Here is a 20,582-nt window from a genome sequence, read left to right on the forward strand (position 1 = left end):
TAATCACCCTATTGGGGTGATTTTTTTTATTTTAATTAGCTTTAATTTAACTTTTTAATTGTACCCCCATACAGGTAATTTAATTTATGTTTTTAATTGAATAAGCTATCGCGTTTCCCCGTTTTTCTGGTTTTGTGTTTCCTGGCAGGTATGCTATTGTTTACAGGCCGGGCCCATGCACAGAAATACATTTTTGCGCACTATGATATTGAGGATGGGCTCATTCAGTCGCAAATAAACAAGCTATCCATGGATACCGATCATCGTTTGTGGATAGGTACATTTGGTGGCGCCTGCCGTTTTGATGGAAAGGATTTTACGGCTTATACCCGCTTAACAGGTTTACCTGATAATTACGTTGCAACCGTTTTTTCGGATAAGGGGGCTGTACCTGGTTTGGTACAATGAACGGGCTTGCAAGGCTTTATAATGGGCGGATTATAAAGTATAAACCGGATATACCGGTTAAGCGCTCTTTTGTCGGTAACATAACCCAGGATGGAGAGGGAACTATCTGGGTTACAGCTGCAGGGATGTTGTTCAGGGTGAAGAATGATAAAATGCAGCATGTCCCTATTAATGATGATCCTGATATTTTTATCACCAGTTTGGCTGTTAATAGCACAGGTTCGTTATATGTGTCTGTTTACAAAAAGGGTATATATCGCCTTAAAGGGCAAAAATGGGAACATGTAATTGATATTGATTCCCAATTTAGTGAGCAAATTATCAAAAGGATTTTTTTCGACCGTTTTGATAAAAGCAAAACTTATCTTCTAACCCGCTCGGGTTTGTTATGCGCCAGGAATGGTATGGCTAAACCACTGGATGCAAAAAATATTACCGGAAAAATAAAAGGTCAGTTATTGTGCATTGAACAGGACGCTGATGCCAATATTTGGCTAGGTACCGATAATGGAGCCTATTGTATTATGAATGATAGTGTGATACACTATAACTCATCAAACGGACTTACCGATAACTCTGTCCCTGATATTTATTTTGATGCAGATAAAAACTTGTGGCTGGGCAGCCTTGGCAATGGCCTTTACCGCTGCGAAGGCGACAGATATACCGTTTTTGATCGTACACAGGGTATCCCCGAATCAAAAATAGTAATGTCGGTGACTGAAGACTGGAACAAAAATGTTTTAATGGGGATAGATGGAGCCGGTCTTTTGCGATATGACGGGAAAAAAACCAGCGAGGTACCTGTTCCAACCGGTTCGCCATATTTAAAGGGGGTGCAGAGTTTATATACGGATAAAAACGGCACTGTTTGGATTGGTACCGGGCAAACCGGTTTATGGCAGTATGATAAAAAGGGTTTCAGACAGGTAAAAAATAGTTCATCTTTTGCCTGCAATTTTATTACTGCCGATGATAATGGTACTATATGGCTGGGCACGTCAATGGGCTGCTTCTATTACCAAAACGGCGGGCTGAAACAATTGGAAGGTATTCCTCCTTATTCGTCCGCAATGCTTAGCCTGGGGCGCGATTCTATTTTGATAGGCACCCAAAACGGTGTTATGCTTGCTGTAAATAAAAAGATAGTTTCGGGGTTTAAACTTAAATCTTTCCCGGCAACGGCTGTTTACAGCATGATCCGATATCGCGACCTGCTGCTGGTTGGTACAGATGATAGCGGGTTATACACCTGGGATATGACAACTGGGGCGGTAAATATCTATAATGTTGATGACGGACTCAAAGCGAATAGCATTTACAGTCTTGCTGCTGATGAACGCGGCCGCCTTTGGATGGGTACCGGTAAGGGAATTAACCGGATGCAATATGACCCTGCAAAGAAAACTTTTGGGTAATTGATAACATAGGCTCAAAGGAGCCGGTGGTAGAGGCCAACCAAAACGCTATTATGCGCCGTGGGCACGAGGTTTGGATCAGTACAACCAAGGCTGTTATGGTGTATAATACCATGACAAAAATGGTTCCCGCGCCGCCGCCGCATGTGTTCATCAAATCGGTACAGTTGATGAAGGAGGATGGCGAAAAACGCTCTTCAATTGACCTTAATGACTGGGCCGAGCTTAAACATAATCAAAATCATTTATCGATATCTTTTCTTGGTGTTTACCTCAAAAATCCTGACGCGGTATCTTACCAGTATAAGCTGGTTGGGCTGGATAGTGCTTTTAGTTCGCCCATGCGCAATAATGTGGTCAATTATCTTTCGCTGCCGCCGGGTACATATACTTTCAAGGTAAAAGCCATAAGCCCCGACGGGCAGGTATCGCCCAAGATGGCCAGTTTCAGTTTTGTGATCATTCCGCCTTTTTATCAAACTTTTACCTTCAGGTTATTAGCCATTATATTTTTAGTTCTGCTGGGTTTCGGGGTACAAAATTTAGTTCATCAACGTAAAATAAAACGTCAAAAGGCAATTGAAGCCATGAAGCGTGAAGAGAAATTAAAGATCCGCCAGCAAACAGCCGAAGATTTTCATGACGATCTGGGTAACAAATTAACCCGGATCACCGTCTTATCAGAAATACTGAATGCCAAAATAGATAAAGAGCAAGCGGATCAGCGCGGAATTGTGGATCAAATAAAGCAAAACGCGGCATCACTATACAACGGTACAAAGGATATCCTGTGGGCGCTCGACCCTAAAAGTGATAACTTATATGAAACCCTGAACCATATCCGCGAAATAGGGATAGAGGTTTTTCATGATGTACCGGTTGATTTTGAGTTTGCTGCCGTTGATGAAGATATACAGCTGGTAAAACTGCCTATGGAATACAGCCGTAACATCACCATGATATTTAAGGAACTGTTAAATAACATCCTTAAACATGCCGATGCCGGACAGGTAGTTTTTGAGCTTGATCAGAGCGATAAAAACGCGATAGCACTCCGGGTTACCGATGATGGTAAGGGGTTTGATAGCAGCGCCGCCCATCGCGGCCGGGGGATCAATAACATTAATGCCCGCGCAAAACGGATCAATGCATCATTGCTCATTAATTCGGAAACAGGTAAAGGCACATCAGTAACATTAAAGTTTAGTAAAAATCAGTTAAGCAATTAAGCATGGCCCGTAACATTAAGGTAAGTATTATTGAGGATGATGAAACCCTGCGCGATGGCTATGCCTTTTTAATTGGTGCTACCGAGGGCTATGATGTGATAAGTACCTATTGTTCATATGACGAGGCTGCTAAAAAAATAGCTGCGGATAAACCCGATGTAATCCTGCTGGATATAGAGCTACCCGGAGTTAACGGCATTGACGCTATACCCAAATTAAAAAAGCTCTTGCCCAACTGCTATATCCTAATTCTAACTGTTTACGAATCTGAAAAGCAGATTTTTAACGCGCTGGCCAACGGGGCATCGGGCTATCTTACAAAAAACACCCCATCAACCAAGATCATCGAATCGATAAAAGAAGTACGTGAAGGCGGCGGCCCTATGAGTATCAACATTGCACGCCTGGTAATCCGCTCATTTCAAAAAAACCAGGAATCGCCCTTATCCAAGCGAGAAACCCAGATCCTGGAGTTGATAGGCGAAGGCAAAAGTCGTGGTCAGATTGCTAATGAATTGTTCATTGACCTGGAAACAGTGCGCAGCCATATCAAAAATATCTACCTTAAGCTTGATGTAAACTCCCGTGCTGATGCCATTAAACTGGCCAGGCAGAATAAGTTGATATAGTTAACGATGTTCCAGTGTTTGGCACGGTCGCCTCGTTAGATAATCATATCCCCGATTCTGTCCCCACAGATTGCCTATTGTGAACTGATTTCACTAATTCACAAATCCCCCAAATAGGGGGATACTATCCCCCGCAGGTAAAGTACCTTTGATATGTTAAGTAGTTTTAACTGACCGGCTACTGTAAACCCGCTTCAAAAATTATCCTGTTTGCTGCCCCTGGCTAACAGGTTGGTTTCCATCATTAAAATCTGGTTTCCGTTAGCTACTGTAAAATGAAATTGAAATATATACCTGTGTATACAGCCGACTTTGAGGGGCAAATTGATTTTTATACTCAAAAATTAGGTTTCAAAATAACAGGTACAATGACATTTTACGAAGGCAGGGAAAGCACGGTGATCCAGTCGGATAAATTAAATGTGGCGTTGCTTGTAACTAATAATGACAACAACAGTGATAAGAGTAATATTATCATTAACACTGCCGACTGTTTGAACGATTATCATGTGCTCCGTACGGCTGGCGTATTTTTTTGCAAATCGCCTGCGTATTTACCGGCCGGACTGGCAGCCGAATTTTTAGACCCGGCGGGGAACAAATTTATGTTACTGGAAGAAAGAAATTATAACGAACAATAAAATCATATCACAATGGACTATTCAAAAGTATTACGCAACAACAACAAGATTGTAAGCCGCACCGGCGGCCAGAGGCAGGGGCCGCAGTATACTTCAGATTTAAGCCTTCGCTTTGTATTAAGCGGTAATGAACGTTATGATATTGGCCGCAGGCATTTGTCCATATATCCCGATTCGTTCCTGATCCTGAACAGGGGTACACAATATTCAACCGATACAGATCTGGGCCAGCAGGTACAATCATTTGCCATCAATTTTGATCAGCAGTTTTTGCAGGATTTTAAAGATTGCTGGACCTTTGACAATGACACTTTGTTAACTAAAGGCTATGATAACGGCAAAATACAGCCCGAGTTTAATGAAACTATATATCCGTTTGCGGGCGATATCAAGTACAATGTATGTCACCTGAAACAACACCTGGATAATGGGATGCAGGATGAAATGCTGATCAACGAATACCTGCACCATACGCTCATTAATTATTTCCATATTTATAATGATGAGATTTGCAAGAAAGCAGAAAAACTCGACTTTTTGAACCAGGGTACCCGGGTTGAGATCCTGCGCCGTCTTAACCTGGCTAAGGAGTACCTGTACAGCAATTATAATCAGAATATTAGCCTTGAAGACCTTGCCGAACATGCCTGCCTTTCGGTTAATCACTTGCTGCGCACTTTTAAGCAGGCTTTTGGTTTAACACCGCATCAGTTTTTGATCCAGCTGCGTTTAAGACGCTCATTAATGTTGCTGAAGGACACCCGGTTTCCTGTAAATGAGGTAGTTGGCATGGTGGGTTTTGAATGCCCGAGTTCGTTCATCAGGTTATTCCGCACGCATTATAAGATAACACCGTTAAAATACAGACAATCAGCATGATATGAAAATTTTTTTGTGTGCCAAGATGGTGCTTTTCACACATGTAGCACGTACTTAACACACTATGTTTGTAGTACCAGATAGTTTTTTGTTAAGGATATTTGGTCAGTTAATAGTTAATGAAAAAGTCAGTAACGCGAGGTCACTGACTTTTTGTTTTTGAGGGTAGGAGGATGAGGAGAACATACAAATGATGTCATTGCGAGCGTAGCGCGGCAATCGCACGGAAGCATGACCACCCTGTACGGTATGCGATTGCTTCGTCGTTCCTCCTTATAATGACATTGAATGATGGTTCTGTTAAAAAAATATGCGAAAATCAACATTTGCTTTCCTTGCTGTAACATTCGCAAAAAAATCGTCTTTTAAGTTAAAACCTACTGCTATGAAATTTTTTACCATACTGGCCGTTACCGGCGGATTGTTTTTTACTTCGCTCCAGATAGAAAAGACTAACATTGCGGGCATTAAACACAAAAACAAATGCTGCATGGACGCCAAAAAATCAAAATGCCCGCTTGCATGCAAACGGGCAAAATCGGCTAAATTGAACAGTTAAAAACGATACAGGGTTTCATCCCCTCAAAAGGCGTCCGGCGATTAAAGGGGAATCTGTTGCCGGCGCCTTTGCAGTGTTTATTAGTTCAGTTCAAATTTTAATAATTCAGCATCTCCTGCTTTTAGCAAAACGCTTTTTGTGTTTACGTTAGTGCCTTGCAGTAACGATTTCGCATTTGGTGCTTTTCCGGCCTCCATACCAATCCTTTTCGGGTCGATAGTATACACTTTATCAGTTTCACCATAATTAAACAGGGCCAGGTAAAAGCTGTTGCCAATTTTTTGCGTAAACTGCTCGGTTGTACCTGTTTTGGTGTTACCTTCAACTGGCCTGAAGGCTTTTCCATTTTGCACAATTTTCAAAATCTCAGGATTCTGGTACATAGCTTTTGCTCTGCCAGTCCATTGCCCATGTGTCGAAAAATCATCACCGGTTATGAACGTGCCGGTAACAACTGCCGAGAGCATCCTTGCCCTGTTTGCGCCCTCACTTTCGGTTGAAAGTACAACATGGTCGGCATCAATGTAATTATATAAGTAAGTTTGCCACCAGCCGTAGTTTACGCTGTTGAGGGTATAGCGGGTATCTTTTACAGTTTTAAAAGCATCGCATGCAATGCGCCTCATATGCGCGTAACGCCCGGTTGCCAGGCTGGGAGAAATGGCAGCGTAAACCAGCATCTGATCACCCAACTGATCAATCAGGTGTTCCATCCCCCTTTTATACGCCTGCATACCGGTGGTGATTTTCGGGTCATAAAAATGGCTTGATTCGGCCGCCGCATGACCCAGAAAGTCGATCTTGATCATTTTAAAACCACAGGCTTTTAATTTACCAATTACATAGTCAATATGTTGAAGGGTACCCGGATGGGTTGGGTCTGTTGCGCGGGCACCGTCAATATCGTGGTAGCCGTCACCAACCTTAGTCCAGGTTTCGCCGTAGGTGTAGTTGCTGCCTAAAACTTTGCGGTCGGGGCCGCCTTTCCAGCCCCAGTCGGTAAATGGTGCCCAATACACGCCGGGTTGAAGGCCTTTTGATTTACAGTAATCGGCAAATGATTTAAGTTTGCCAAAATCACCTTCCCAGCCACCGCTGATCATATTATCCCAAAACGAATCGAGATCAATAAACGCCGTATTGCCGTTGCGAAATGCAGGGATGCTATCGGCAAAAAAATCCGCTACTTTGATAGCTTTATCGTAGTTGAGTTTTTCCTGCATAACGCCCCAGCTGTTCCAGCCAACTGGGGTAGGTTTTGTCCAGTTAAAAACGTAAGTTGGTTCAGCAATACGGTTTGCTTTACCAAACTTTTCCATACCATTGCGCCAGTCGGCAAACCAGCCCACAAGTATTTTAGGTGATTTAACGGTATTGCCGCTGATATAGCCATGAGCAATTTTATCGCGGTTTACGGCTTCTTCAGTGTAGCCGCCCCATATTTCGAAGGTGTTGGTACTATCTTTTTTGGCGAGGGTACGCACGCCTGTTTTCCAGGTTTCGTGTTCCACGGATCCAAACACAATACCACTGCGGGTGTCGTTATCAAAAACAGCCCCTACTTCGGCGCTGGTATTGGTGAGTGGTGCTTTAAACGCTTTTGAATCATAACTGATGAAGGTATCATTATCAAAAGGTACAAAGAGGGAGCGGGCATCGCCGGGTATGGCGGACATATTACCCGCTATCGGCTCCATGTAATTTGTTTTCAGGTTTTTGCCCTCAACATAAAGTTCGACAAAAAAATAGCCTTTGTGCGATGGGTAAGTATAAAACACCTGCACCATGTTTGGCAAATTATTGCCGCTTAGGGTGAAAGTATGTTTTACGCCTTTGCCAAAGCCGTCGGTTATTAAGGTTTTGGCATAAGCAGTGGTTTTGTATGCTGTTGAAGTAATAAATTTTCCGTTGATGCTTGCTTTGCTATAACAATTGTTAAGTACAGTTTTACCGTTTTCGATAACAGAAAAGGTGCCGCTTTTTTGATCATAGCTGATACCGCCGGCGGGGCTATATGAAAACGATATGCCGCCCTGTTGGGATGGCTGAATAGTACTGGTTTTGGCTGATGCTGAAACAATTGCCGGCTGCCAAACGCAAAGCAAGCCGGACAATTGCACAGCAATTATAAAACGATTAAGAAATTTTAGCATGAATTTTAGGTTATTAAATGTCTAAGTTACATTTTATTAATTATGTACAAATATGCTATTGGAATTTTAGCGGATTCGTTACACCGTGTGGATTTAATAAAGAAAAACTTGTTGTAAATAAGGCGTCCTTTTAGGATGCCTTATTTGTTTGTAAGAGCTTATTAAGCTTTAACGGCCATTATGCTCTTGATCTGTCCGTTAATTTTTACTTTAACTGTGCGCGGAGTGGGTGAGGTTACTTTGTAAGAGGTTATTTTACCATCTTTCCATTTCATATCGACGGTAAAATTGCCGCGGGCTTTAAGGCCTTTAACCTCGCCCTGTGCTTTCCATGCATCAGGGATAGAAGGAATAAAATCAATAAACCCTGCATGGCTCTGGATCAGCATTTCGGCAATACCGGCTGTTGCACCAAAGTTACCATCAATCTGAAACGGCGGACCGGCTGATAGCAAATTAGGATATACGCCGCCGCCTGCACCGTAGTTAATATCGGTTTTGATGGTTGGCTTCATCAGTTCCTTAAACAGTTTGTAAGTGCGGTTTCCGTCATGCAAACGTGCCCACCACAATATTTTGTAGGCGATAGACCAGCTTGGGCCGTCGTCGCCACGTACCTCTAAAGTTTTCTTAGCGGCTTCGGCAAGTTCGGGTGTAGCTTCTGGTGTAATCTGAGATGCCGGAAATAAACCATACAGGTGTGATACGTGGCGATGCTGCGGTTCGGTTTCTTTATAATCCTCCAGCCATTCCTGGATGCGCCCATCCTTAGATATAACACCCGGGGGTGGGAGCTTTTTCACTTTAGCAGCCAGTGTTTTGCTGAATGCCTCGTCTTTGCCCAATACTTTGCTTGCTGTTATTACATTGTTGAACAACTGGCGGATAATCTGGTTATCAATAGTTGGGCCTACGCAAATGCTGGCATGTGTGCCATCGGGCAGGTAAAAGCTGTTTTCGGGCGATGAGGAAGGTGAGGTAACCAGCCAGCCGGTTTTATCATCACTGATAAGCATGCTGCTGTAAAACTGTGCTGCACCTTTCAATATCGGGTAAATTTGTTTCAGGTAGTTTTTATCGCCGGTGAAATCATAATGCTGCCAAAGGTTATCACAAAGCCAGCCTGAACCAACTTTACAAACACCCCATGAAGCGCTTTCGCCCGGTTCGGTAAAGCCCCATGGGTTGGTAATCACATGTGCTACCCAGCCATCTGCATTGTAATAGGCTTTGGCTGTTTTTTCGCCATGTGGTACCATGCCCTTAACCAGGTCGGCAAGGGGCAGGTTCAGTTCTGACAGGTTGGAAACCTCAACCGGCCACTGGTTCATTTCAATGTTAATATCCAGGTGATAATCGCCGTTCCACGGGGTGTGCACTTCGTTAGCCCATAAACCTTGCAGGTTGGGTGGCAACAGGCCTACACGGGTGCTGCAGATGCTCAAATAGCGACCAAACTGGTAAAATAAAACAGGGAGGCCTTTATCCGCATCTGGATTAGTATGGAAAGCGAGAAGCCTTTGATCGGTGGTTAATTTATCTGCTTCTGAAGTGCCAAGATCAACTTTTACGCGGTTAAAGAGTTTCTGGAAGTTGGCGATATGCTGCTCTTTTTCCAAAGCATAAGGCTTTTTCATAGCGGCCTTCAGTGCGTCGTCCATTTTGCTGAGATATTGCGGATTCTTAAAATCTGTACCCGCCGATATATAAATGATCACCTCGGTTGCATCCTTAATAACCAGCGAAGTAGGGGTGCTGCTTAATGAACCGCCGGTTAGTTGCGCCTTTACCCTTGCTTTGTAAGCTACGCCTTTGCCATCTGTACCATTATCTAACTGACCGGTAAGGTCAAGCTCATTACCTTTTGTACTGGTAATACCACGCTCCGGGCGACTGATATTAATGTTCAAGTTAAGCATTCCCGGTTTATCAGCGCTTAGTTTAATCACATCTACATCATTACCAAAACTGGTTAAGTACTCACGTTTGTAAGTAACGCCATTTACCTGGTAAGTGGTTTTGGCCACCGCGTTGTTTAATGACAGCTCACGCTCGTAGTTATCGTATTTTACAACTTTATCTTCAACTCCCTTGTATTGATAACTCAGGTTAAGGTCGCCCAGCATCTGGAAGCAACCGAAAGGAACGCCACCGGATCCTTTGCCGGTACAAACGAACGACTTATCGATTATAGCCTGTGCTTCTACGTTTTTGCCAGCGGCAAGCAAGCTTCTTATTTCGGGCAGTTTTTTATAGGCTTCGTAATTGTTGGCATCCTGCGATGAGCCCGACCACATGGTGATATCATTCAATACTACTTTTTCGGCAGTAACACCGCCATCGGGCATCATCCCCAGGCGACCGTTACCAAGGGCAACGGTTTCTTCCCATCGTTGTGCAGGCTGTTTGTACCAAAGCTTTAACTGTTTTGTTTGTGCGTGAGTAAACGTTGTAATACCTGTTATTATTACAGTTATTAGCAGGGGCGTTCTTTTTGGCATGTTTATATTAATTAGGTTTTCTGTTTTAAGCTTGTTTATTTACCTGCAGCAATTACGGGGATCTCTTCGGCGTTTTTATTCAGTTCCAATACTATCACATTGCTGTTGGCATCAGGCAAGGTTTGCGGCAAATCAATACTATAGCCTGTAGCATCCGGTTTATAATTTACTTTGGCTCCGCCCAGCACGTAGGCGTTGGTTATATTAATGCCCGGCAGGTTAGGCAACGCAATTTTATCACCTTTTTTCTGAAATATATGCAAATAGAGCTTGTTTCCCTTGCGTGTAACAGCATAGTTATCATTTGGGGCAATCGGGCCGCCTTTGGTGCCATAGATGCTTTCGCCATATTTTTTTAACCAGGCGCCCATTTGCCTTAATGTTTCAACTTGCCTCACTTCAATGCGGCCATCAGGCATAGGTCCAACATTTAATAGCAGGTTGCCATTACCGGCTGCTGTTTTTACCAGTGTTTGGATACACTCCTGCGCGGTTTTCATTTTATCATTAGGTTTCCATGCCCATTGCTGGCAAATGGTGATACAGCTTTCCCATGGTTCGTTCATGTTAAGCTGACCAATACGCTGTTCGGGTGTAAGATAATCACCTACTGATTGATCGTTCAGTTTTTCGCTTTCTTTGCCTAAGCGGTTGTTTACTATAACGTTTGGATCAACACTTTTGATGAATTTGTAAATCTCCTGCCCATCGGCGTTGGTCCACGGTTTTTCCCAGTAGCCATCAAACCAAAGCAGGTAGGGATGGTATTTAGTGATGAGTTCATTCAACTCATTCTTCATTTGCGTTTTAAAAGCTACCATATCGCCCCTAACATTCTTTGTCGAATCGTAAGGATTGTGGATAGGATAGTTAGGGTCGTGCCAGTCGAGCACAGTATGGTAGATACAAAAAAGTATGCCCTGCTTTTTGCAGGCTACGGCCAGTTCTGCCACCATATCGCGCTTATACGGTGTTTTGCTGATGTTATAATCAGTATATGCAGACGGCCATAAAGCAAAGCCATCGTGGTGTTTGGCCGTAATCACCAGGTATTTCATGCCTGCATCTTTGGCAGCTTTTACAATAGCATCGGCGTTAAATAAAACCGGGTTAAACTCCTTGTACAGGCTATCATAATCATCCTGGGCTACTTCTTTGTTGCGGCTCCAGCCAATTTCGGTACCGCGTAAGGTTACCGGCCCGAAGTGTATAAACATGCCGAAGCGTTTGGTCATGAAATCATCCAAAACCGCTTTTGGCGTTTTTACAGGAGCAGCCTGCTGAGCAAAGCTGAGCTTGATTACTGAAAACAGGTAAAGAAAGATAATTGCCGGTTTTTTCATTTCGGAATTTTTAAGGTGAACATTATAGAGGACAGTCGTTTTTATACTTTTTAAAATATGACCAGGCCGCCAGGCAGCCCGGTCATTGGGGTGTTATTATAATAGTGCGTTATTCCAGAAGGTAAGCTCGCTCATATTGGTGTAGTTACCCTCGTTGTTCGAATTGTGTTTGATCCTGATACGGATGTAACGTACCGCCGGAGGATTAGGATCGAAGTTTACCTTGAACGGCGCGCTGCCGTCGTCGGTCCTTTTAATCTCTTTAAGCAGTTTCCAGCCTTTAGAAATAGCTTCGGCAGTCCAGCCAGCATCATTGGCTTTCAGGGTAGTAGCAGCGTTAGTAATATCCGCTATGCCCCATACTTCAAAATCATCGGGATTGTGACAACAGTTACGGCCTGTTTCCTCAATGGCTACAAGGCCTTTGTAAACAGCTCCCATATCAAAGGTGATCACTACCGGTAACGGGCCATTGCCATCGCTGTGGAAAATGTTAGGGAAGCCCTGCGGTCCTGTACTGCCGTCCCAAAGCCTGTCAATGTCTGTATCTCCCTCGTAAGGCTTAGCGTCATTGGCTAAATAAACTTTTTTGAACAGTTTTTTATCGCAAACAGCGACAGAATTAATGGTTGGGAAATCCTCATAGTTAGCTACATAAAAAGTATCCAGTGCATTTACCGTTGGTTTAAAGGCTGATAAGAACTGGATCCTGGTATCTGCCTTATAGTCTGCGAGTGTAACCGACATGCTATCGGCGCTAAGTTTTCCAAAACTTTCTTTACCGGCTTTATTGGTGTATTTTATGTTTGTGAACACATTATGGGTACTGGTATCAACTTTCAGGAAATTAAGGGTAAGCTTTCCATCGGCACTGATACCATATGGATTGGTAACATTATACCCCCTGTTTGCTAAGCCCGATTGATAAATAGGCCCATAAACTCTTACATTGTTGATATCAAGCGGAATAGAGCGGTTGCCTTTGGCATCGTACGAGAAAACAGTGAACGAATAAATGTATTCGTTCAGGTTTGGTATAACAACCGTTAAACTATCCGACGTATTGTGGTTGGTGGAATTGTAAATGATGGAATCAGCCTTGTTGTTCCAGTATATTACGTAACGGGTTATGCTGGGATCGGAGCTTGGGTTCCAGGTAAGGGCTGCGCGCAGGTTTCCGGGGCGCGAGTGTGCGTTGGCAACTGTACCCGGATACTTAACTTCATGACCGTTTAAGTATGATTCAAACTGTGTGTCTTGCTTGCTGCAACCATACAACAGGTATCCAAGCAAATAGAAAGCAGCTATTCTGACAATATTTTTCATGTTCGTTTAATCTAAATGAGTTAATACCTATTGTGGGTTACCATAAATTGAAAGCTCCATCATGTGTGCAAAGTCACCGTTTGACCACGTGTCATGCACCATAAAGCGGAAGTATTTAATAGGCGTTGAACCCGGAGGGATATTAAAGTTAACCCCTGCCGCAACAAAGTCGGCATCGGCAGCATTGGTGAAGCCGGGTGTAAGGCCCGACGGCGGGTTTGGATAATGGTAGTTACCGATATTAATCCAATCGCCAATTACGGTTCCAACAGGGGCATAGTCTGGCAATCTTACATCCTGTGGTGCGTTAATGTTTGATCCCCAAATGCTGAAATCTTTAGGGTTACCATGCGCGTAGGCATACTGATTTGGCCTTTCCCATAATACAAAGCGGCTTAATTGTGCTGATACACCCAGGCTAAAGGTAACCTGTATGGGTGCGGGTGCTCCCGGAGCAGTGTGCCAGCCGTTTGAGTAGCCGTCGGTTTTGTTATCCCAAAGATATGGTACTTCCCAGCCGTATGCGGTCGGACTGTCGGTAGGGGTTTTATATACTGAGAATTTGCTCTTATCCAGCAGTGTTTCAAATATGGGTGTGATATTTACAACGGTAGTATCAGAGATATTGCCAAACTTATCCGTTACATATACACCGAATTTTTGGGATACCGCCGGATACCCTCTTATAGAGTAATTAATGGTATCGACCTTGGTATAATGCTGATCTACAACTTCCAGTGCCTGCGTTGATTTATCAAAGGCCAATAAAATTACACCTATATCTTTTTGATTAGGGTTCATCGCCTTGATGTTTACGCCGCCAAAATCAGATGTGATAGTTAATGTTGGTTTGATGAGCTTGTAAAAAGGCGTATCAGGGTGTACTTTAACGACAAGCGGATCTGACTTTACGTTAGCCCGGCTCACCGAGTAAAGAGTTACCTCGTATTCCTGGCTTTTGGCAAAACCATCAACCGTAACGGTATCTGAGTAATAGCTCGATTTTGTTTGGCGTGTAGTTTTATCATTGATGCGGTACTCGGCCTGCACGTATAGCAGGTTATCTGAGTTTGGCAAATCGTAGGTAATATAAGCACCGCCGTTAAAGTTTTTAACTTTAACATTGGTCACTGCGGCAGGCTTGCTCATATCGGTCGAAACCTCTTTAACGTACCCGTCGTTTTTTTTGCATGAATTTAAGCACGCCATAAACAACGCTGCTGCAAGCACCAGTGCCGTTACCGAATAATTTTTAATGCGTTTCATAATTCTTATCTATGTTGAATTAATTCATTTTTATTTGATGGAGACACTTACCAATAGGTAGTTTGTACCAGGTTGTTGTTAACGATCAGGTCATTATCCTTTATAGGCCAGAAGTAGTTTTTTAGCCCGAAAACCGGCGTTAACACGGTATGCAGCCTGTAATAGTTGCCGGCTTCGGATTCATATATATTCCAGCCCTGTAGCGGTACACTCAATACGCCCTGAATCTCTTTCCAGCGGCGAAGGTCCCATCCGCTTTGTGCCTCAAAACATAGTTCGATACGTCGCTCACGGTGTATGATATCCCGTAGTCCTTCTTTAGTTGTTGGCTTGCCCGGATTTTTTGAATAGGTTGACCATGACTCCAACACCCCTTTTAAACCTGCTCTTGCCCTTACTTTATCAATATAGTTGTAGGCGTCGGCAGTTGGGCCGTTTGCTTCGTTCAGGGTTTCGGCATATAACAGATATAAACCGGCGAGCCTCATTAGCGGCAGGTGATACTCAATAGGCTGAAAACCATCATCATAAACTGAAAGATAATTAGCCAGCTTTTTAGGCCAGTAACCGGTAATGTTAAGGGTGTTCAGGTCTTTAGGGCCTGCCAGTGATCCCGAACCGCGTGCTTCAACATGGTAAGCCTGGTCCTGGTTGTAAATGCCGTTACCATACCAGATGCTGCCATCAAAAGCGATATTAGCATAAAAGCGGCTTTCGCGGCCATAATGCTCATTGATAGTTGTATATCCTTGAGCTATATAGTATTTATCGGCGTCGCCTGCTGTTTTCAGGGCGAAACGGTTGGCATAATCATAATCTTTATCCTCTGTTAACGGTACGCCGTTAGCAGTATAAAAAGCTCCTGCGTTGAAATCGGAACAGCGAATGTTGACGGGTTTGAGAAGATATTAACGGCTGATTTTGGCGTTAACCTTGGTGTTGCATAGCCCTGGCATGGGAAGGTAGGGTTTAATGCCCAGATCAGCTCGGGGTTTACATCCCATTTTTCGGTAACCGCGTTTTGGATGGTTAGCTCGTTACGCAACTGATCTGAAAGGGAACCAACTGTAGGTGGTGCGACAAAGGTGTAAAGTTTAAGCCCGTTGGCTTCGCAGGCATCAATGGCAGCTTTACAGGCATCGGCGGCACGTTTCCATTTTTGCGGGTCGGCAGTACTTGAAAATAAAGGCTGGCCATCTTTGTTTTTCATGCTGGCGTAGTCCGGGTTGCCGTTGAAAAGGGGACTGGCCTGAGTGGCTAACATTTCGGCTTTAATTGATAAAGCGGTTAGCTGGGTAATGCGGCCAAGCTCTTTTGCCTGGTTGGTGATAACCGGCGGTAAATCTGGAATAGCCTCATCCAGTAATTGCACGCAATAGTTAAATACCGAATCAACCGGCGAGCGTTTTACCCTAACCTCTTCGGTGCTTGCTGTTATATCAATATTGGTTTTTACCAGTGGTACAGGGCCGTATAAGCGGCACAGGTAATAATGGTAATATGCTTTAAGGAACTTTACCTCGGCAATCCATCTTGCTTTTTCAGATGGTGAAAGATCAACAGGCTTGTCAATGTTTTCAAGCATGATGTTGCACCTGCGGATAGAACGGAACAACGCCTGCCCGCCATTTTCTCCATCCCACCAATTTACACCGGGGCTTGCGCTGTTTTGCGTGCCACGGATAAGGCTAAAGCCATTTTCATTTAGCGGGTGGTTGGTGAGGTTGTTTGGATAAATGATCTCCGATGATGTGGTGAAGCCGATATTTGATGTAGGATCTGAAAACTGCTGTAAAGTTGCATAGCAGGTAAACAGGTAGTTTTCGGCCTCATTACGGTTCCTGAACGCGTACTCAAGGGTGCCGGTATTATCTGGCGTAACATCAAGATATTTTTTACATGATGCGCCCGAAACCAGGAGCCCTACCAGTAATAAAATTTTATAATATTGTTTCATAATACTAAGTATTGATCAGTAAAAAATTACAGGTTAACGTTTATGCCTAAGTTGAACACCTTTTGTATTGGGTAGGCAAAGCCATTACCGCCAAGTTCAGGGTCCCAAAGTTTAAAGGCGCTCCATGTGTACAGGTTAAGGCCGTTAAAGTAGATGCGGCATTTGGTTACATTTAAGCGCTTTAAAATAGATGGCGGTAATGAGTAACCTATCTCCACCGATTTAAGTCTGAGGAAACTACCATCGCGCATCCACCACGTACTGTTTTGACGGTTGTTTTCGATCTGGTTCCCGGTTACACCTAACCTTGGATAGGTTGCATATAAATCCTGGTTTTCTTCGCTCCAGTGACTATCAGCAAATGCTTTGATCAGCTGGGTATTGCCATATATGTACGGATCGGGGCTTTGAATGAATGGACTGGTACGGCTCGGATCGATAAAGAACGACACACGAGCCTGGCCCTGGAAAAAGCAGGAGATATCAAAGTTTTTAATCCCGGCTGATAAGCCGTAGCCATATACAATTTCGGGCACCGTTGGATAACCAATAAAAGTTTGATCGGCGCCGTCAATTTTACCGTCGCCGTTTAAGTCGCGGTATTTAATATCGCCACCACCCGGAGGAATGCCGTTGGTTGAAAAAATCTGCGAAGGGGAGTTTCTGGCTTCGTTATCGTCTACGAATAAGCGTTCGGCAATATAGCCGTATTGCCTGTTTATTTCCTGGCCTTGATGGTAACGGTAAGCTTCTTTATACTGGGGCTCTTCATAGTTACCGTATTTACTGCTGGCCAGGGTAAAGTTGCCGCGGCCCTGCAGCCAAACATCTTTGTTTATAGCGGCCTTATAATCCATTTGCAGGTCGATACCTTTTGTATCGGCCGTGCCTATATTGGCAGTAACATTTGGGTTTCCATATTGGTCAAGTGCCTCAAGACCCAGTGTTGTTGGCAGCGAACTGCGTGTTTGAAGAATATTATAACGGTGATATTTGTAAACCTCGGCTACTACATTGAGGTTTTTAAACATGGTGAACTCCAGGCCAAGATTTAGCTGGCGCGATGTTTCCCAGGTTACGTTAGGGTTTTCGTAGTTGTTAATGTAAACGCCCTCGCGCCTGTAACCGTTAAAGGTACCAAAATAGGCAGGGTTGCCGCCGTTAAGATTAACATCCGAAAGGAAGAAGAAACGTTGTGAACCGATGGCATCATTACCTACTAAACCATAGCTGGCCCTCACCTTCATGCGGGAGATAACGTCATAAAGCCCCTGTCCCCAGAATTTTTCGTCAGATACGATCCATGAACCACCAATGGTAGGGAAGAAACCATATCTATGACTTGACGAAAAGCGCTCGGTACCGTTATAACCAAAGTTAAATTCCAGGAAATAACGGCTTTTAAATGAATAAGTAGCGCGGCCTGCAAGGGTGAGGTTACGGTAAGGCAGCGAGTATTGAAGGGTTGGCCTGTCAAGTACCGGATCTTTAGCTGCCGAATAAACCGTTTGCTGGCGCGTACCTATCAATGATGCGCTCAGGTTATGGCTGCCAAAAGCGTGATTATAATCCAATACACCCTGAAAATAGATGTAGGTATTTAGGTTATCGGTGCTTGGGTCGCGGTAATAGCTTAGGTACTCGGTGGCTACGTTATTGCCGGTTGGCTGCGGGTTAAGCCAGGTTAAAGTATATTTATTAGTGGCTTTATCGTAGGTATTTACATTATAGTAAAATGGAGAGTAACCCATTTGCGACTGAAAGTATGAATACCTGTTGGTATGGAATAAGCCATGAAAGTTAAGCCCGTCGGTTATAAAATCCAGTTTCTGATTTAACTCCAACTGGGCAGATAACCTTGATTCTGAATAATTTTTATGGCCACGCAATAACGCAGCATATGGGTTATTATATGCGATGGCATTTGATGTTGACCCTGCGTTTGCTGGTGCCGCGTTACCGAACAGGATGTGCTTAACATCGCGGTTGGCCGAATCTGCGGGGAAGTAAGCAGGGAACAATACCGGGCTGGTGTGTACGGCAACGTTATAAAGGTCGGTCGAGAATGAAGCATCGGCAGTAAGAGGGCCATTATACTCATTGAATGAACCGGCAAGCCTTACAATAAGCTCGGTGCTTTTACTTAAGTTGATATTAACGTTTGACCGCAGCTGGTAGTTTTCAAACTTTACGTTGTTGTTGTTATTGTTGGCAATATCCTGCCTCAAAATGCCATGGTCAACATTGTATGAGCCTGACACATAGTAGCGGGCTACGTCGCCGCCACCGCTTACGCTCATATCTGCACGCTGCGTAGCTGTGCGTTTTTTGAAAAGCATATCCAGCCAGTCCACGGCAGGGTAAACATATTTATTGCTACCGGGTGCATTACTGAGCGTTGCTTCGGTATTTAATATTTTATTTTGAGAGAAGGGGAGCGGGCTTAACGGATCGCGGGTTATGGTAGCTTCGTTAAACAGCTTCATATAAGTGATAGGATCGGCCAGCTGCAGCGTTTTGGCCGATTGCGATATGGAGTTTTCCACACGTACATTGATCTTGGCTTTGCCAATTTTACCTTCTTTGGTGCTTACTAAAATTACACCGTTGGCACCACGCGCACCGTAAAGTGCAGTAGCACTTGCGTCTTTCAGTATCGAAAAGCTGGCGATATCATCAACCTGCAGGCGGGCAAGGTCGGTTGTGGAAAGTTCAACGTTATCTATCAAAATAAGCGGATCTTTTTTGTAACCAAAAGTGGTTACACCGCGGATAAAGAAACTGGAATTATCCTGCCCTGGCTGGCCGCTTGGCTGAAAGGCGATGATACCTGCAACCTGTCCGGCAAGTGCATTGGTTAAGTTACTGGCGGGTATTTTCAGGTCGGCGGGTTTAACGGTGGTTACCGAACCTACTACGGCTTCTTTTCGTTCTTTTTTGCCGTAGGCCAATACCACAACCTCATCGAGGCCGCGTTTGGATTCTTTAAGCACAATATTTACTACCAGCTTACCGGTCGAAACGGTGAAGGTTTGATCAATAAAAGTTACGTACGATACTTTAAGGATAGTACCGGGCTCGGCATCTATCACAAACTTGCCGTTAACGTCGGTAGTAGTGCCCAGGTTTTTGCGGTTGACAGCCACAATATTGGCACCTGCAATTTTGCCGCCCAGTGTGTCGGTCACGAGGCCGGTAATGGTTACCTTACTTTGCGCGTGTGTAAATTGCGCTGAGCAGATAAAACTCAGTAGTAATAATACAAAGCAATAAAAACCCGGTGCAGGCCTGTGAAACTGTCTAGGCTCCCGCCGGTTTTTGATCCGTTGGTAAAATTCTTTCATAAAAAATGGTTTGATAATGGTTCTTTATTTTTGAGATTTGGTTGATGGGTTTATTGGTTTCAGGCACCGTTTAAATGCGCAAATGGTAAAAGGTTTTTCCAATGGTAAAAGGATTGATCATTTTTAAAATATGTTAAGTTGACAATTAAAAGTTTTGAGCTGCGTTTACAGCGTATTGCTGTTTTTAAAAAAATCAATTGGTTAAAAAATAGAGTACCTGGCACGTGTTCCCCTTGCTGTTTTTGTTGCTATCGGTTTCAATTTTCAGGCTGAGCGTATGCGGGCCTTTTTTGAGGTCGGTACTAAAGGTTACATACCAGGGCAGATAAATCCATGAGCTGAACTCTGTGTACAGGTCCATCTTTTTTCAATGCCACCATCGATATTGTAGCTGATGATTCCTGCATCAGGCCCGGATACAATGGCCATGCCTATAGCGGTGCCGGTAAATGGCAATGTTAATGATGAGCCCGGTTTTGTGGCAATAAGCATTGGTTTGTGTACAAAACCTTCGCGGGTGCTCAGGTTATTGTTGGGTGCCCAATCGGGATTAAAGGCCCATCCGTTCAAATTTTTTGCGTTTTGAATACTGTAATAGCGGCCATTATTGAGGTTAAGCGCGTTAAGCGGTTTGGGCAAGGGATTTGCTTTAGTAGCAGCAGCCGGCTGTTTGTTAAAACATGAATTGAGCAGGCTTTTTATGGTGGCGAAGTAAAGTTCCTGTCCGTAAATCGCTGGGTGCAAGTCTTTAAAATCATATTGCCATGAAAACTCATGGTTATTAAGTTTATCCGTAACCTCTTTGGCCAGGTTAATGGATGGCAAGCCATAATGTTCTGCAATTAATTCGTGATTTTTGATTTGCATCGGGATTTTGCCATTGTTGTAATCTTTGATCTTATCCGGATCAACAAATGACATCATGACGA

At 43.8% G+C, this 20,582-nt stretch carries 16 protein-coding genes; 7 read left to right on the forward strand and 9 right to left on the reverse strand.

The genetic code is table 11. The features are described 5' to 3' along the window. The first annotated feature begins 96 nt into the window (after window positions 1–96). The 7 genes from ACQ86K_RS08515 (at window position 97) to ACQ86K_RS08545 (ending at window position 5,763) form a co-directional block, all read left to right on the forward strand. Entirely contained in the window at window positions 97–408 is a 312-nt protein-coding gene (locus ACQ86K_RS08515) for a two-component regulator propeller domain-containing protein (RefSeq protein WP_431200171.1), read from the forward strand. Beyond that, window positions 405–1,826: a ligand-binding sensor domain-containing protein gene (locus ACQ86K_RS08520; protein ID WP_431200172.1), complete on the forward strand. Its 1,422-nt coding sequence runs from the start codon at window positions 405–407 to the stop codon at window positions 1,824–1,826. Before ACQ86K_RS08515 ends, ACQ86K_RS08520 begins: the two co-directional genes overlap by 4 nt. Before the next feature lie 53 nt (window positions 1,827–1,879). Beyond that, window positions 1,880–3,055 (forward strand): ATP-binding protein, encoded by a 1,176-nt coding sequence (locus ACQ86K_RS08525; protein WP_431200173.1) that lies wholly within the window; start codon window positions 1,880–1,882, stop codon window positions 3,053–3,055. A gap of 2 nt (window positions 3,056–3,057) precedes the next feature. Then, window positions 3,058–3,684, forward strand: a complete 627-nt coding sequence (locus tag ACQ86K_RS08530; RefSeq protein WP_090524105.1) for a response regulator transcription factor — start codon at window positions 3,058–3,060, stop codon at window positions 3,682–3,684. 275 nt (window positions 3,685–3,959) lie between these two features. Then, complete coding sequence (locus ACQ86K_RS08535) at window positions 3,960–4,325, forward strand: VOC family protein (protein WP_431200174.1); 366 nt, start codon at window positions 3,960–3,962, stop codon at window positions 4,323–4,325. 12 nt (window positions 4,326–4,337) lie between these two features. Then, complete coding sequence (locus ACQ86K_RS08540) at window positions 4,338–5,204, forward strand: helix-turn-helix transcriptional regulator (protein WP_091171085.1); 867 nt, start codon at window positions 4,338–4,340, stop codon at window positions 5,202–5,204. Window positions 5,205–5,589: 385 nt separating this feature from the next. Continuing rightward, window positions 5,590–5,763 carry a hypothetical protein gene (locus ACQ86K_RS08545; protein WP_176844513.1) on the forward strand — a complete coding sequence of 58 codons (174 nt, stop codon included), beginning with the start codon at window positions 5,590–5,592 and terminating at the stop codon, window positions 5,761–5,763. 80 nt (window positions 5,764–5,843) lie between these two features. Here the strand turns inward: ACQ86K_RS08545 and ACQ86K_RS08550 are convergent, their stop codons facing one another. From ACQ86K_RS08550 to ACQ86K_RS08590, 9 genes are all read right to left on the reverse strand, one after another. Further along, window positions 5,844–7,916: an alpha-galactosidase gene (locus tag ACQ86K_RS08550; protein WP_431200175.1), complete on the reverse strand. Its 2,073-nt coding sequence runs from the start codon at window positions 7,914–7,916 to the stop codon at window positions 5,844–5,846. A gap of 161 nt (window positions 7,917–8,077) precedes the next feature. After that, complete coding sequence (locus ACQ86K_RS08555; protein WP_431200176.1) at window positions 8,078–10,417, reverse strand: glycoside hydrolase family 95 protein; 2,340 nt, start codon at window positions 10,415–10,417, stop codon at window positions 8,078–8,080. Window positions 10,418–10,452: 35 nt separating this feature from the next. Beyond that, a complete protein-coding gene (locus tag ACQ86K_RS08560) occupies window positions 10,453–11,760 on the reverse strand; it encodes an alpha-L-fucosidase (protein ID WP_431200177.1) in 1,308 nt (435 codons plus the stop codon). Window positions 11,761–11,856: 96 nt separating this feature from the next. After that, a complete protein-coding gene (locus ACQ86K_RS08565; protein ID WP_431200178.1) occupies window positions 11,857–13,086 on the reverse strand; it encodes a DUF4998 domain-containing protein in 1,230 nt (409 codons plus the stop codon). Between the two features lie 27 nt (window positions 13,087–13,113). After that, a complete protein-coding gene (locus ACQ86K_RS08570) occupies window positions 13,114–14,352 on the reverse strand; it encodes a DUF5000 domain-containing lipoprotein (RefSeq protein ID WP_091171126.1) in 1,239 nt (412 codons plus the stop codon). Between the two features lie 47 nt (window positions 14,353–14,399). After that, entirely contained in the window at window positions 14,400–15,239 is an 840-nt protein-coding gene (locus ACQ86K_RS08575; RefSeq protein ID WP_431200820.1) for a RagB/SusD family nutrient uptake outer membrane protein, read from the reverse strand. Beyond that, window positions 15,182–16,309 carry a RagB/SusD family nutrient uptake outer membrane protein gene (locus tag ACQ86K_RS08580; protein WP_431200179.1) on the reverse strand — a complete coding sequence of 376 codons (1,128 nt, stop codon included), beginning with the start codon at window positions 16,307–16,309 and terminating at the stop codon, window positions 15,182–15,184. Before ACQ86K_RS08580 ends, ACQ86K_RS08575 begins: the two co-directional genes overlap by 58 nt. Before the next feature lie 26 nt (window positions 16,310–16,335). Further along, window positions 16,336–19,653 carry a SusC/RagA family TonB-linked outer membrane protein gene (locus ACQ86K_RS08585; RefSeq protein WP_091171132.1) on the reverse strand — a complete coding sequence of 1,106 codons (3,318 nt, stop codon included), beginning with the start codon at window positions 19,651–19,653 and terminating at the stop codon, window positions 16,336–16,338. Window positions 19,654–19,962: 309 nt separating this feature from the next. Continuing rightward, the gene (locus ACQ86K_RS08590; protein ID WP_431200180.1) at window positions 19,963–20,577 is read right to left on the reverse strand and encodes a hypothetical protein; all 615 of its coding nucleotides are present in this window, start codon (window positions 20,575–20,577) and stop codon (window positions 19,963–19,965) included. Window positions 20,578–20,582: the final 5 nt, after the last annotated feature.

Origin of the sequence: Mucilaginibacter sp. P19 (genome assembly GCF_050632265.1) — a bacterium.
Lineage (GTDB): Bacteria > Bacteroidota > Bacteroidia > Sphingobacteriales > Sphingobacteriaceae > Mucilaginibacter > Mucilaginibacter gossypii.

What these genes read in the sequence shown, in the direction of transcription:
- ACQ86K_RS08520 (WP_431200172.1), top strand. Translation starts at nt 405, where the DNA reads ATGAACGGGCTTGCAAGGCTTTATAATGGGCGGATTATAAAGTATAAA.
- ACQ86K_RS08525 (WP_431200173.1), top strand. Translation starts at nt 1,880, where the DNA reads ATGCGCCGTGGGCACGAGGTTTGGATCAGTACAACCAAGGCTGTTATG.
- ACQ86K_RS08530 (WP_090524105.1), top strand. Translation starts at nt 3,058, where the DNA reads ATGGCCCGTAACATTAAGGTAAGTATTATTGAGGATGATGAAACCCTG.
- ACQ86K_RS08535 (WP_431200174.1), top strand. Translation starts at nt 3,960, where the DNA reads ATGAAATTGAAATATATACCTGTGTATACAGCCGACTTTGAGGGGCAA.
- ACQ86K_RS08540 (WP_091171085.1), top strand. Translation starts at nt 4,338, where the DNA reads ATGGACTATTCAAAAGTATTACGCAACAACAACAAGATTGTAAGCCGC.
- ACQ86K_RS08545 (WP_176844513.1), top strand. Translation starts at nt 5,590, where the DNA reads ATGAAATTTTTTACCATACTGGCCGTTACCGGCGGATTGTTTTTTACT.
- ACQ86K_RS08550 (WP_431200175.1), bottom strand. Translation starts at nt 7,916, where the DNA reads ATGCTAAAATTTCTTAATCGTTTTATAATTGCTGTGCAATTGTCCGGC.
- ACQ86K_RS08555 (WP_431200176.1), bottom strand. Translation starts at nt 10,417, where the DNA reads ATGCCAAAAAGAACGCCCCTGCTAATAACTGTAATAATAACAGGTATT.
- ACQ86K_RS08560 (WP_431200177.1), bottom strand. Translation starts at nt 11,760, where the DNA reads ATGAAAAAACCGGCAATTATCTTTCTTTACCTGTTTTCAGTAATCAAG.
- ACQ86K_RS08565 (WP_431200178.1), bottom strand. Translation starts at nt 13,086, where the DNA reads ATGAAAAATATTGTCAGAATAGCTGCTTTCTATTTGCTTGGATACCTG.
- ACQ86K_RS08570 (WP_091171126.1), bottom strand. Translation starts at nt 14,352, where the DNA reads ATGAAACGCATTAAAAATTATTCGGTAACGGCACTGGTGCTTGCAGCA.
- ACQ86K_RS08580 (WP_431200179.1), bottom strand. Translation starts at nt 16,309, where the DNA reads ATGAAACAATATTATAAAATTTTATTACTGGTAGGGCTCCTGGTTTCG.
- ACQ86K_RS08585 (WP_091171132.1), bottom strand. Translation starts at nt 19,653, where the DNA reads ATGAAAGAATTTTACCAACGGATCAAAAACCGGCGGGAGCCTAGACAG.
- ACQ86K_RS08590 (WP_431200180.1), bottom strand. Translation starts at nt 20,577, where the DNA reads ATGATGTCATTTGTTGATCCGGATAAGATCAAAGATTACAACAATGGC.